11 protein-coding genes are annotated in these 12,832 nt (G+C 70.2%); 2 read left to right on the top strand and 9 right to left on the bottom strand.

What is annotated here, in order from left to right:
* Positions 1 to 6: 6 nt before the first annotated feature.
* Complete coding sequence (locus tag ON41_RS17700) at positions 7 to 846, bottom strand: SDR family NAD(P)-dependent oxidoreductase (RefSeq protein ID WP_040748727.1); 840 nt, start codon at positions 844 to 846, stop codon at positions 7 to 9.
* A gap of 160 nt (positions 847 to 1,006) precedes the next feature.
* Here ON41_RS17700 and ON41_RS17695 point away from each other — a divergent pair, with 160 nt between their 5' ends.
* Positions 1,007 to 1,954 (top strand): alpha/beta fold hydrolase, encoded by a 948-nt coding sequence (locus ON41_RS17695; protein ID WP_051161810.1) that lies wholly within the window; start codon positions 1,007 to 1,009, stop codon positions 1,952 to 1,954.
* On the opposite strand, the gene ON41_RS17690 is transcribed toward ON41_RS17695, so the two are convergent.
* Genes ON41_RS17690 through tkt form a run of 7 tightly spaced genes read right to left on the bottom strand, consistent with a single transcriptional unit; the run spans position 1,922 to position 9,328 of the window.
* Positions 1,922 to 2,428 (bottom strand): nitroreductase family protein, encoded by a 507-nt coding sequence (locus tag ON41_RS17690; RefSeq protein WP_218003489.1) that lies wholly within the window; start codon positions 2,426 to 2,428, stop codon positions 1,922 to 1,924. The genes ON41_RS17695 and ON41_RS17690 overlap by 33 nt on opposite strands.
* Positions 2,428 to 2,778, bottom strand: a complete 351-nt coding sequence (locus tag ON41_RS17685) for a hypothetical protein (RefSeq protein WP_040748725.1) — start codon at positions 2,776 to 2,778, stop codon at positions 2,428 to 2,430. Before ON41_RS17685 ends, ON41_RS17690 begins: the two co-directional genes overlap by 1 nt.
* A gap of 28 nt (positions 2,779 to 2,806) precedes the next feature.
* Positions 2,807 to 3,541: a 6-phosphogluconolactonase gene (gene pgl, locus ON41_RS17680; RefSeq protein ID WP_040748724.1), complete on the bottom strand. Its 735-nt coding sequence runs from the start codon at positions 3,539 to 3,541 to the stop codon at positions 2,807 to 2,809.
* Positions 3,542 to 3,574: 33 nt separating this feature from the next.
* On the bottom strand, positions 3,575 to 4,483 hold the full coding sequence (gene opcA / locus ON41_RS17675; protein WP_338088231.1) for a glucose-6-phosphate dehydrogenase assembly protein OpcA: 909 nt from the start codon (positions 4,481 to 4,483) through the stop codon (positions 3,575 to 3,577).
* Positions 4,480 to 6,042, bottom strand: a complete 1,563-nt coding sequence (gene zwf, locus ON41_RS17670) for a glucose-6-phosphate dehydrogenase (RefSeq protein WP_040748722.1) — start codon at positions 6,040 to 6,042, stop codon at positions 4,480 to 4,482. The genes opcA and zwf overlap by 4 nt, the downstream gene beginning before the upstream one ends.
* Before the next feature lie 5 nt (positions 6,043 to 6,047).
* Entirely contained in the window at positions 6,048 to 7,178 is a 1,131-nt protein-coding gene (gene tal, locus ON41_RS17665) for a transaldolase (protein WP_040748721.1), read from the bottom strand.
* 5 nt (positions 7,179 to 7,183) lie between these two features.
* Positions 7,184 to 9,328, bottom strand: coding sequence for a transketolase (tkt, locus tag ON41_RS17660; RefSeq protein WP_040748720.1), 2,145 nt, complete (start codon positions 9,326 to 9,328; stop codon positions 7,184 to 7,186).
* 364 nt (positions 9,329 to 9,692) lie between these two features.
* On the opposite strand from tkt, the gene ON41_RS17655 reads away from it, so the two are divergent.
* On the top strand, positions 9,693 to 10,679 hold the full coding sequence (locus tag ON41_RS17655; RefSeq protein WP_040748719.1) for a heme o synthase: 987 nt from the start codon (positions 9,693 to 9,695) through the stop codon (positions 10,677 to 10,679).
* Between the two features lie 217 nt (positions 10,680 to 10,896).
* Here the strand turns inward: ON41_RS17655 and ON41_RS17650 are convergent, their stop codons facing one another.
* Positions 10,897 to 12,729, bottom strand: a complete 1,833-nt coding sequence (locus ON41_RS17650) for a hypothetical protein (RefSeq protein WP_040748718.1) — start codon at positions 12,727 to 12,729, stop codon at positions 10,897 to 10,899.
* Between the last annotated feature and the right edge of the window lie 103 nt (positions 12,730 to 12,832).

Raw genomic sequence — 12,832 nt, 5'->3', positions numbered from 1 at the left:
GGAGGGTCAGCCGACCCGCGGGACGCGTCCGTCGATGTCGGTGAAACCGTAGGCGTCGGCCAGATCCGCTACGCGCCACGCCTTTCCCGTGCGGGCGCGGCGATCGTCGTCGGCGGCCAGGGCCACCACGGCCCGGCCCGGGAAGCGGGGAGTCTCGGCGTCGTTCAGATCGAAGGTGCCCTCGCCGGGCAGGGTGATCAGGCGGCGGCCGTCGGGGCCGGGCGGAACCAGTTGCAGCAGTTCGGTATTCACGATGCCCGGCCAGATCGAGACCGCGGTGACGCCGGTTTCGGCGAGATCGTGGGCCATGTCGGCGGTGAGGCGGTCGACGGCCGCCTTCGCGACGCCGTAGGTGGCGTTGTGGGTGTAGTGCTCCGCGCCCGGGGAGGAGACGCTGACGATGAGCCCGCGGGACTCCATCAGCAGCGGCGCCGCGAAATGGCTTGCCACGTAATGGGATCGCACGCCGATGTCGAAGCTCTCGTCCCATGCCTCGGGCGGCACCTCCCAGAACGGCTTGCCCAGCCAGCGCGACGACGCCGGGGCGTTGTAGACGTTGTTGACCAGGACGTCGAGGCGGCCCTGATCGGCCCGGATCGTCGCGAACAGTTCGAGGACCGCGGCGTCGTCGCGATGGTCGCAGGCGAACGGCACCCCGGCGCCGCCGAGCGCGTCGATCTCCGCCGCGGTCTCGGTGATCGTGCCCGGCAGCTTCCCCGGCGTGGCGGTGCGGCCCGTGACGTACACGGTCGCGCCCGCCGCGCCCAGCTCCAGTGCGATGCCCTTGCCGATGCCGCGGCTGGCGCCGGTGACGACGGCGACCCGGCCGGTGAGTATTCCGTTCACGACTCCGGGACACTACCGTGAAACAAGAACACGTTCTAGGCGTACCTCCGCATTCGCTCCGGCCGTGCGCGGACTGAGGACGGCTACGCCGACTGCACACTAGTCCTTGGGAGGCGAAGTGGAGCCGACACATCGGTTCGTGGAGACCAACGGCGTCCGGATGCACGTCGCCGAGCAGGGGGAGGGGTATCCGGTCGTCTTCTGTCACGGTTTCCCGCACGGGTGGTTCGTCTGGCATCGGCAGCTGGCGGCCGTGGCCGCGGCGGGCTACCGGGCCATCGCCCCGGACCTGCGCGGATACGGCCGGACCGAGGCGCCGGACGGGGTGGAGGCGCATACCAATCGCGCGGTGATCGGCGATCTGCTCGGCCTGCTCGACGAGATCGGCGCCGAGCGCGCGGTCTTCGTCGGCCTGGATTTCGGCGCGCAGCTGGTGTGGGAGCTGGCGTTGCGCGCGCCGGAGCGGGTGGCGGCGGTCGTGGTCCTGAACAACCCGTTCGCGCCGCGCCCGCCGAAGCCGCCGTCGGCGTTCTGGGTGAAGGCCGCCGAGCGGCACTTCCTGCACCTGGCCTACTTCCAGACGCCCGGTGTGGCGGATGCCGAACTCGCGGCCCGACCGCGCGAGTTCCTGGCCCGCGTCTACTACTCGCTCAGCGGCGACTACCACTACCTCGACACCTGGAAGAACCCGCCCGGACTGGGCTACCTCGATGTCCTCCCGCAGGCGCCCGACCTGCCGTGGAGCTGGCTGAGCGAGGCCGAATTCGACACCCTGGCAACGGAATTCGAACGCACCGGTTTCACCGGCGGCCTTACCTGGTACCGCGCCCTCGACCGCAACTGGGAGCTGACCGCCGATCTCCCGACCACGGTCTCCGTCCCCACCTACTTCCTCTACGGCGAGAACGATCCGGATATGGAGGGTTTCAGCGGCCGCGACCCCCTCGCCACCCTCCGCGCCCACGTCCCCGGCCTCCGCGCCGTCGAAAAGGTCCCCGGCGCAGGCCATCTGGTCCAGCTGGAGGCGACGGAGGCGGTGAACACCTTCCTCACCACCCACCTCGAGGCCCTCGAGCTACACCCAGGTCAGAAGGTCGGTGACCGGTAGGCGGCCGCGAGGAATGGCTGTCGGTGCGGCGTGGCGGTTCGGATCCGGATAGCCCGCCGCGACGGCGTGGCGGGGAAGCCAGCCCGGGGGAGCGGCCAGCAGGTTCGCGGCGCGCTGCACGTTGTCGTCGGGGTGGAAGGTGGTCAGGCAGGTGCCGAGACCGCGGTCGTGGGCGGCGAGGCACAGGGACTGGGCGACACGGCCCATATCGAATTCGGTATCGGCGAACCCGTTGTCCTGCGACAGCAGGACCAGCACCAGCGGCGCGCTCGCGAGATGGAGGGCGAAGTTCCCCAGCCGGGACAGCTCCGCGCGCACACCCGCATCGGTCACGGCCACGAAGCGCCACGGCTGGCGGTTGCGCGCGGACCCGGTCCAGCGGGCGGCATCGACAATCCGCTCGACCTCCTCGCGCGGCACCGCGTCGGGAAGGAAGTACCGCACCGACCGCAGCGTCCTGATCGTCTCGTCCACTATTCGCTCTGCTCCCACGCGGCGACCGGAAGCGACAGATAAACGCCGAAATTCTCCAGCCCCGTGGCCTTTTCGATATCCCGGTGCAGTCCCTCGACGCGCTCCTGCCGGTTGTCCGCTCGACTGGCGAACCACTTCGACCGCACCTCGATCACCACGTCCAGCCCGCTGCGATCGAACGGCCCGAGCGCCCGGAATCGAACCTCCACATCCCCGGCCCGCAGATCCCCGTCGTACGGCTCCTCGGGACACTCCACGGCCACCGACACCAGGTGCGGAAGCCGATCTCCCAGGTCCCGCAGCATCCCCTCGGAGACGTGCGGGGCATAGGTCACCTCGACAAGCGGCATCCCACCACCCTATCGACCGCCGGGGAGGTCAGCGGGGGAGGTCGGCGGCGGCGGGCTCGTCGAGGAGGAGGGTGGTGGATTCGGTGCCCTCGGCGCCGGCGGCGGGGATATCGACGGGGGAGGCGCCCGAGACGACGGCGGCTACGGCTTCGGATTTGGCGGCGCCGCCCACGACGAGGACTACGTGGCGAGCACGGCGGACAGCGGGCAGGGTGAGGGTGACGCGGACCGGCGGGGGCTTGGGCGAATTCGTCACGGCCACAACGAGTTCGTGTTCCTCGCGTACGGCGTCGGTGTCGGGGAACAGGGAGTTCACGTGACCCTCGCCGCCCATGCCGAGCAGGTGCAGGTCGAAGGAACCGTGCTCGGCGAGGTGGGCGTGCACCGCCGCGGAGTACTCCGCGGCCGCCTCGACCGGGTCCGGGTACTCGCCGTCGGAGGCCGCCACCGGGTGCACCCGCGCGGGGTCCACCGGCACGTGGTCCAGCAGCGCCTGCCGGGCCTGCAATTCGTTGCGCTCGGGATCGCCTGCGGGAACGAACCTCTCGTCGCCCCAGAACACGTCCAGCCGGGACCAGTCGATATCGCCCGGCGCCTTGCGGACGACCTCCAGCAGGCCGATGCCGGTGCCGCCGCCGGTGATCACGACGGAGGCCGACCCGCGCTGCGCCTGCGCCTCGGTGACGACCGCGACGAACCGTGCGGCGGCCGCCGCCACCAGGTCGTCCGTGCCGGCGAAGACTTCGACAGCGCGTTCACTCATACCCAGCCCTTTCGGTTGCCAACTCACGAGACGTCACTCGTAGGTCACCTTGTCGATACCCGCCAGCGCCTCGGCATAGGTCTCGTCGTCGTCCAGCCGCCGCAGTTCCTCGACGAGACAGTCCTTGGTCTCCCGGCGCGCGAGGGCGAAGCGCTGGTCCGGTTCCCCGGTGCGTGAGAGGGTCGCGGTGCGGCCGGTCTGCGGACGGGTGATCGCGATCGACACCGTCGGCCGGTGCAACTCGACCTTCAACTCGCCGACCCGCCGCCGGACCGGGCATTTCAGCCGGGCCGCCAGCCAGCCCGCCAGCACGTCCAGCGCCGGCTCCTCGTACAGCCCCGACACGGTCACCGACTCCACCGGCTCGTACGGCGGTTCGTCGAGCGCGGCGGCCAGCAGCGCCCGCCAGGACGTGATCCGGCTCCACGCCAGATCGGTGTTGCCGGGCGCGTAGGACACCATCCGCTTCTTGATCGCCTTCTGCGGATCGGCGGCGAAGGTGGCGTCGGTGATGCGGCGAATCGCCAAGCGCCCCACCGAATCCTTCGACGGGTACTCCGGGGCGCCGCGCGGCCACCACGCCACCACCGGAGTGTCCGGCAGCAGGAACGGGATGACCACGCTGTCCTCGTGACTGATCAGCTCGCCCTGGAGCCGCAGCACGATCACCTCGGACGCGCCCGCGTCGCCGCCGACGCGGATCTGGGCGTCCAGCTTCGTCTCCGAGAAACGGTCACCGCGCGCGAGAACGATGACGCGGCAGGGATGTTCGCGGCTGGCGTCGTTGGCCGCGTCGATGGCGCCCTCGGCCTCGGAACTGTCCAGCGTGCACACCACCAGGGTGAGCACCCGGCCGGTGGTGATGACGCCGTTGCTCTCCGCCAGTTGCACCAGCCGCTTGGCGACGTCGCGGGTGCTGGTCGCGGGCATGTCGACGATCACGGCCGCCGCCATTCCCGCCCGGTGCGGGCGAGCATCGAATCGGCCGACCAGGGACCCCAGGTCCCGGCCTCGTAGGATTCGGGCCGCCCGTCGGCCGCCCAGTGCTCGAGCACGGGATCGAGGATGCGCCAGGACAATTCGACCTCCTCGTTGACCGGGAACAGGGACGGCTCACCGAGGAACATGTCCAGGATCAGCCGCTCGTAGGCCTCGGGCGACGACTCGGTGAACGACTCGCCGTAGCTGAAATCCATATTGACGTCGCGCACTTCCATGCTCGACCCGGGCACCTTGGACCCGAAGCGCAGCGTGATGCCCTCGTCCGGCTGCACGCGGATGACCAGCGCGTTCTGCCCCAGTTCCTCGGTCATGGTCTGATCGAAGGGCAGGTGCGGGGCCCGCTTGAACACCACGGCGATCTCGGTCACCCTGCGGCCCAGGCGTTTTCCGGTGCGCAGGAAGAACGGCACGCCCGCCCACCGCCGGGTGTCGACGTTGAGCGTGATGGCCGCGTAGGTCTCGGTGCGCGAGTTCGGGTCGAAGCCCTCCTCCTGGAGCAGGCCCGCCACCTTCTCGCTGCCCTGCCAGCCGGCCGTGTACTGCCCGCGCGCGGTGGTCTGGTCCAGCGGCTCCACGAGTTTCGTGGCCGACAGCACCTTGATCTTCTCGATCTGCAGCTGCCGCGGCTGGAAGCTGACCGGATCCTCCATCGTGGTCAGCGCCAGCAGTTGCAACAGGTGGTTCTGGATGACGTCGCGTGCCGCCCCGATACCGTCGTAATAGCCCGCGCGCCCGCCCAATCCGATGTCCTCGGCCATCGTGATCTGGACGTGGTCGACGAAGTTGGAATTCCAGATCGGCTCGAACATCTCGTTCGCGAACCGCAGCGCCAGCAGGTTCTGCACCGTCTCCTTACCGAGGTAGTGATCGATGCGGAACACCGTCTCCTCGGGGAACACCTGGTTGACCAGGGCGTTGAGTTCCTTCGCGCTCTTCAGGTCGTGCCCGAACGGCTTCTCGATCACCACCCGCCGCCACGGCTTCGACCGGCCCTCGCCAGGCTCCGGCGGCTGCGCCAGCCCCGTGCGGGAAAGCTGTTGCAGCACAAGGGGAAACGCGTTCGGCGGAATCGACAGGTAGAAGGCGTGATTGCCGCCGGTGCCGCGGTCGTGGTCGAGTTGCTTCAACGTCGTCGCGAGTTGCGAGAAGGCGGCGTCGTCCTCGAAGCTGCCCTGCACGAAGCGGATTCCCTCGGAGAGCTGGTCCCAGACCTCCTGCCGGAACGGCGTCCGGGCGTGCTGCTTCACCGCCTCCAGGACGACCTCGGCGAAGTCCTCGTCCTTGTAGTCCCGCCGCGCGAACCCGACCAGCGCGAAACCGGGCGGCAGCAGCCCCCGGTTCGCGAGGTCGTAGATGGCCGGCATGAGCTTCTTACGGGACAGGTCACCGGTGACACCGAAGATCACCATGCTGCACGGGCCCGCGATCCGGGGAAGCCGCTTGTCGCGCTCGTCGCGCAGCGGATTCCCCGGAGCGGCCGTCGTCTCTGCGCCGGCCATCGCGGTCAGTTGTTCCCGGTGGTTTCGAGCTCGGTGGTCGTCGCGGTGAGCAGTTCCTCCCACGACTTCTCGAACTTCTCGACACCCTCGCGCTCGAGCACCACGAAGACGTCGTCGAGGTCGACACCGACGGCGGTCAGCTTGTCGAAGACCGCCTGGGCCTCGGCCTTGGTGCCGCTGATCGCGTCGCCGCGCAGCTCACCGTGGTCGGCGTAGGCCTCGAGGGTCTTCTCCGGCAGCGTATTGACCGTATTCGGGCCCACCAGCTCGGTGATGTACATGGTGTCGGGGTAGTCCGGATTCTTCACGCCGGTCGACGCCCACAGCGGCCGCTGCCGGTTGCCGCCCGAGGACGACAGGTGCGCGAACGTCGAGGTGTGCTCGCCGCCGTCGAAGACGTCCTGGTACTCGGCGTAGGCCAGGCGCGCGTTGGCGATTCCGGCCTTGCCGCGCAGCTCGAGGGCTTCCGGCGTGCCGATGGCCTCCAGCCGCTTGTCGATCTCGGAGTCGACGCGGGAGACGAAGAACGAGGCGACCGAATGGATGTAGCCCAGATCGTGTCCCGCGATCCGCGCATTGCGCAGGCCGTCCAGGTAGGCGCCCATGACGCTGCGGTAGCGGGCCACCGAGAAGATCAGCGTCACGTTCACGCTGATGCCCTCGCCGATCACCTTCGAGATCGCCGGCAGGCCCTCCTCGGTCGCGGGGATCTTGATGAACAGGTTGGGCCGGTCGACGATCTTCCACAGCTCGATCGCCTGCGCGACGGTCTTGTCGGTGTCGAAGGCCAGCCGCGGGTCGACCTCGATCGAGACCCGGCCGTCCACGCCGCCGCTCGCCTCGAAGGTCTCGGCGAACACGTCGCAGGCGGCGCGCACGTCGTCGGTGGTGATGGTGCGGATCGCCGATTCGACGTCCGCGCCCCGCGCGGCCAGCTCCTTGATCTGGTCGTCGTAGGCGTGGCCCTTGCTCAGGGCACCCTGGAAGATGGTCGGATTCGTGGTGACGCCGACGACGCTGCGGGTGGCGATGAGGTCGGCGAGGTTGCCGGACCGGATGCGGTCCCGCGACAGATCGTCGAGCCACACCGACACTCCCGCTGCGGACAGTGCGGCGAGTTTCTCGTTCTGTGCCATGTCGCTTATCCCTTCACCTTGTCGAGCGAACGCCGGGCGGCCTCGACCACGGCGTCGGCGGTGATGCCGAACTCGCGGAACAGGGTCTTGTAGTCGGCCGACGCACCGAAGTGCTCGATCGACACGATCTCACCGGCGTCACCGACGAACCGGTACCACGGCATCGAGATGCCGGCCTCGACGCTGACGCGCGCGCGGACCGCGGGCGGCAGCACCTCGTCGCGGTAGGCCTGCTCCTGCGCGTCGAACCACTCCACGCACGGCATCGAGACCACCCGGGTGCCGATGCCCTGCGCCTCCAGCGTAGTCCGGGCCTCGACCGCGAGCTGCAGTTCGGAGCCGGTGGCGATCAGGATCACCTGCGGTGTGCCGGTGGACGATTCGGCCAGGACGTACCCGCCCTTGCGCACGCCCTCGTAGCTGGTGCCCTCCACGACGGGCAGGTTCTGGCGGGTCAGCGCCAGGGCCGAGGGGCCGTCGATGTGCGGCTTCTCCGACACCTGGTACGGCGAGTGGTGCTCGCCGCTCTCCAGCTCCAGCACCGCGCGCCAGGCGTGCACGGTCTCGTTGGCGTCGCCGGGGCGGACCACGTTCAGGCCCGGGATGGCGCGCAGCGCGGCCAGGTGCTCGATGGGCTGGTGGGTCGGGCCGTCCTCGCCCAGGCCGATCGAATCGTGGGTCCAGACGTAGACCGCGGGGACCCGCATCAGCGCGGCCAGGCGCACGGCCGGGCGCATGTAGTCGGAGAACACCAGGAAGGTGCCGCCGTACGGGCGGGTGTGGCCGTGCAGCGCGATGCCGTTGAGGATCGCGCCCATCGCGTGCTCGCGCACACCGAAGTGCAGCGTGCGGCCGTACGGGTTCGCCTTCCACATGCCGGTGGAGATGGACTCCGGGCCGAAGCTCGGCACGTCGGGCATGGTGGTGTTGTTGGATTCGGCGAGGTCGGCCGAGCCGCCCCACAGCTCCGGCAGCACCGGCGCGAGCGCGGCGAGCACCTTCCCGGACGCCTTGCGGGTGGCGACCCCGGCCGGGTCCACGTCGTAGGAGGGCAGGCTGTCGGCCCAGCCCTCGGGCAGCTTGCGGGCCTGGATGCGGTCGAACAGCTGCTTGTTGTCCGGGTTGGCCTTCGCCCAGGCGTCGAACTGCTCCTGCCAGGTGGCGCGGGCGGCCTTGGCGCGGTCGGCGGCGTTGCGGCGGGTGTGCGCGATGACCGCGTCGTCCACGTCGAAGTTCTTGTCCGGGTCGAAGCCCAGGGCCTTCTTGGCGCCGGCCACCTCGTCGGCGCCCAGCGCGGCGCCGTGCGCGGCGCCGGTGTTCATCTTCTTCGGGGCCGGATAGCCGATGATGGTGCGCAGCAGGATGAACGACGGCTTGTCGGTCACGGCCTGGGCCTCGGTGAGGGCCTTCTCGATGGCGACGACGTCCTCGCCGCCCTCGACGACCTGCACGTGCCAGCCGTAGGAGCGGTAGCGCTCGGCGGTGTCCTCGGAGAGGGCGATGGAGGTGTCGTCCTCGATGGAGATCTTGTTGTCGTCGTAGATCACGACGAGATTGCCCAGCTGCTGGGTGCCGGCCAGCGACGACGCCTCGGAGGTGACGCCCTCCTCGATGTCACCGTCGGAGGCGACGACATAGATGAAGTGGTCGAAGGGGCTCTCGCCCTGCGCGGCGTCCGGATCGAACAGGCCGCGCTCGCGGCGGGCGGCCATCGCCATGCCGACCGCGGAGGCCAGGCCCTGGCCGAGCGGGCCGGTGGTGATCTCGACGCCGGGGGTGTGCCGGAACTCCGGGTGGCCCGGGGTCAGCGAACCCCACTGGCGCAGGTTCTTCAGATCGTCGAGTTCGAGGCCGATGCCCGCCAGATACAGCTGGATGTACTGGGTGAGGCTGGAGTGGCCGCACGACAGCACGAAACGATCGCGGCCGACCCAGTCGGGGTCGGCCGGATCGAAGGTCATGACCCGCTGATAGAGGGTGTAGGCCAGCGGCGCCAGGCTCATTGCGGTACCCGGGTGGCCGTTGCCGGCCTTCTGCACCGCATCGGCGGCGAGCACGCGGACGGTGTCGACGGCTTTGGTGTCCAGATCGGTCCAGTCGACCGGGTGGTTCGGCTGGGTGAGGGCGCGGATGTCGTCTGTGACTGACACGACCGAGGTTCTCCTGACCTTCTCGTCAACTATGCGGTTTACGGCGGCGTGCTGCTGTGCGCGCGGGATGTACCACCACCCTAGAGGCCGATCGAATCGCCGCACGCGGGAACCCGGCAACGACGGGCCCGTGTCGCGGGTTCGTTACCGGGAATCGGGGATGCGGGAGCCTCCGTCGCTGTGCCGTTATCGGAGAATCCGGTGGTCGTGTGCTCGCACGACGCCTGGGGCACGGGCGGATTCGCGGCGGGTGGGTGCGGGACCACATCCCCCGTGGGTCTACCATCCTGTGTAGTAGTAGCGGCCCCGCGCGGCACGCTGCTGATTCCCGACCGGATCGATGCACCACCTGCGAGGAGAAACAGTGCGGATTGGGCAACAGCCGGGTGACGCGCATGGCTCCTCCGCGACGGCGCTCGCCGATCGTGTCACGGGCACCGGTCCCGTCTCGGCCCTGGCTCGCCGGGTGCTGGCCTATATCGCGCTGACCAAGCCGCGGGTCATCGAGCTGCTGCTGGTCGCGACGATTCCGACGATGCTGTTGGCCGACCGCGGCCACATCGATATCCGGCTGATCCTGGCCACGCTGTTCGGCGGCTGGATGGGCGCCGCCAGCGCGAATACGCTCAACTGCGTCGCCGACGCCGATATCGACAAGGTCATGAAGCGGACGTCGAAGCGGCCGCTGGCCCGCGACGCCGTGCCGACCCGGCACGCGTTCGTCTTCGGCGTGCTGCTGGGCGCGGGATCCTTCGCGTGGCTGTGGTGGCAGGCGAATCTGCTGTCCGGGCTGCTGGTGGTCGCGACCATCCTGTTCTACGTCTTCGTCTACACGCTGGGGCTCAAGCGCCGTACCTCGCAGAACGTGGTGTGGGGCGGCGCGGCCGGTTGTATGCCCGCGCTGGTCGGCTGGTCGGCGGCGACCGGGACCATCGGCTGGCCCGCGATCGTGCTGTTCCTGGTGATCTTCTTCTGGACGCCGCCGCACACCTGGGCGCTGGCGATGCGGTACAAGGAGGACTACCGCGCCGCCGGGGTCCCGATGCTGCCCGTGGTCGCCACCGAGCAGGCGGTGACCAAGCAGATCGTCGTCTACACGTGGCTCACGGTCGCCGCGACGCTGGCCCTGATCCCCGCGACGGGTGTGGTGTACGCGGCGGTCGCGCTGGTCGCGGGCGCGTGGTTCCTGCTCATGGCCCACCAGCTGTACTCGGGCGTCCGCCGGGGTGAATCCGTGAAGCCCCTGCGACTGTTCCTGCAGTCCAACAACTATCTGGCCGTGGTCTTCTGCGGCCTCGCTGTCGATTCGGTGCTCGGCTGGCACATTCTCGGCCACACCCTGTTCGGCTGACACGCGGGCGTACATTTCCGTCAAGACGGCTATCCGTCGAGCACCGATCGGTACGACTACTCCGCCCCGCTGACGACCGCGCGGGGGTCGACCCTATGTCCGAGTTTCTCGTCGACCCGCCGCCAATCGTTCCAGGTGCGGTGCATCGGCTGCGGCTTCTACTTCGAGGCGTGCCCTACGACCGGTGGCCGGTTCGGGCGTCGTGGTGCTCGAAGCGTTACGGCTCAGGGGTTTCCGGTGCCGGGGCGAGTTCGGCCGCCGTGTCTTCCGGTTCGGGGGCGGGCGACGGCGCGGCTTCCGGCTCGGCCGCGGGCAGCTGCGGTGCCTGCGGCTCGGCGGCGGGCTGCCGCGGTGTCTGCGGCTCGGCGGCAGGCTGCCGCGGTGCCTCCGGTTCGACGGCAGGTTGCGGTGCTGCTTTCGGTTCCATGGCGGTCTGCGGCGCATCGGCTGCCGGTGGGCCACCTACCGGCGGACCGGCGGCGACCGGCCCGCCCGCGGGCGGGTTGGGCGCGGGCGGCGCACCGGCGGGCGGGTTGGCCTCCACCGGAGCGCCCGGCGGCGGAATACCTTCGGGGAGTGCACCGGCCGGCGGCGCACCCGCGGGCGGGAGCGCACCGGGCGGCGGATTACCCTCCGGCGGGGCGGCCGGCGGAGTGCCTTCGGGCGGGCCGCCCGCCGCCGGGCAGTCGGGTTGCAGCGGATAGCAGGCGGGGGCGGGCGTGTCCGACGGAATGGTGCGGTCGGGCAGCGAGGTCGTGGGCGTCGTCGAGACCGTGGTGCGGGACGCCGGGGGCGAGGAGGGCTTGTCGTCGTCGTTCCCGCCGCTGCACATGGCGATGACCAGGAGCAGGAGAACCAATATCCCCAGGATGACGAGGGGCACGATGCCCCGCCCACGCTGCCTCGGCGGTTTGGCCGGACGCGGCTCGAAGGGCACCGAATACGGCTGCGCGGGTGAGGAATAGGACGGCGTGGGCGCGGACGTGAAGTCGCGCTGCTGGTATCCCTGACCCGGCCCGGGCCCCTGCCGCGAGACGCCGTACATCGGCACCGTCGGCGCGGACTGCCCCGGCTGCGGTCCGTAACCCGGTGCGGCGGAGGAGGTTTCGCGCTGGCCGTAACCTGATGCGGCGGAGGCTGATTGGCGAGGATAGGACGGCGGAGCCGGCGTGCGCCGGGGTGCGGAGCGCTGCGGCGCGGCGGGCGGAGGCCCACCGGCACCTGGAATCGGCGCGGGACCACCCGGAGGAGGCGGAATCGGGGCCCCGGACCCGGGCGGGGGAACCGGCGCCGGGGCCGGGATCGGCGCTGCCGCTGCGGCTCCCATCGCTCCGGCCGCTCCCGCCACCGCGCCCGCACCGGCGGCCCGCTCGGTCCTCGTCTCCGAGGAGGGCGCGGCGGTCCGGCCACCCCGAGGCGGCGGGAACCCCTCCGCCGTGAGATCGGAATAGGTTGCCGCCGCGGCGAATCCGAGCGCGCCGAGCGCCTGGCCCACCTGCGCGGCGTCCCAGGTGTCCGGCCCGGCGGGCGTTCCCGTATCGGCGTCCCCGTCGGTGAGCTGGGTGAAGTAGGCGCGCAGCGAGGACGGCCCGTCGCCGACCACCACGTCGAGACCGGGTGGCATCGCGCCCTTCTCGAGGCTGACGCGGGTGCCGAGCTGGGGGATCACCAGCACGATGCCCATGACCGCGACGTGCTCGCGACCGGGCGCCGCGCGCAGCACCTGCTGGATCTCCGCGGTGCGGTCGCGGACCTCGGTCATCGGCTCGGTGCCGTCCTGGACGCCCTCCAGCGGCGCGATATGGCCGTCGATCGTCCACGGCCCGGTCTCGGCGACGGTCAGCGGCCCGTTGATCCGCTCGGTGAAGCCCTTGATCACGACGACCACACAGGTCTTCGGCGTCCACACGACCAGGTCGGCGCCGTGCGCCTTGACCACCGCGATCCCGGACAGGGCGTGCGACCCGGTCCACGACTTCAACCAGTTCACCACCGTCCGTTCCGTGCTGGACAGTCGCGACGGGTCGTCGTTGCGGACCTTCACCAACATCCCAGATCAACCCCTGATCGATGCGAAACCTGCGGACCACCCAACCGGACGAATCGGCTTGTGCGGCAGCACAGATCATTCAGCATCGGATCCGGGCCGTCGC

This window comes from Nocardia transvalensis NBRC 15921, assembly GCF_000308875.1.
Taxonomy (GTDB): Bacteria; Actinomycetota; Actinomycetes; order Mycobacteriales; family Mycobacteriaceae; genus Nocardia; species Nocardia transvalensis.
The sequence above is the reverse complement of the archived record's forward strand: the minus strand, read 5'-3'. Positions and strand labels throughout refer to the sequence as shown.

Excerpts from the sequence above, each read along its gene's own strand:
- ON41_RS17695 (WP_051161810.1), top strand. The coding sequence starts at position 1,007 with ATGCACGTCGCCGAGCAGGGGGAGGGGTATCCGGTCGTCTTCTGTCAC.
- ON41_RS17685 (WP_040748725.1), bottom strand. The coding sequence starts at position 2,778 with ATGCCGCTTGTCGAGGTGACCTATGCCCCGCACGTCTCCGAGGGGATG.
- pgl (WP_040748724.1), bottom strand. The coding sequence starts at position 3,541 with ATGAGTGAACGCGCTGTCGAAGTCTTCGCCGGCACGGACGACCTGGTG.
- zwf (WP_040748722.1), bottom strand. The coding sequence starts at position 6,042 with ATGGCCGGCGCAGAGACGACGGCCGCTCCGGGGAATCCGCTGCGCGAC.
- tal (WP_040748721.1), bottom strand. The coding sequence starts at position 7,178 with ATGGCACAGAACGAGAAACTCGCCGCACTGTCCGCAGCGGGAGTGTCG.
- ON41_RS17650 (WP_040748718.1), bottom strand. The coding sequence starts at position 12,729 with ATGTTGGTGAAGGTCCGCAACGACGACCCGTCGCGACTGTCCAGCACG.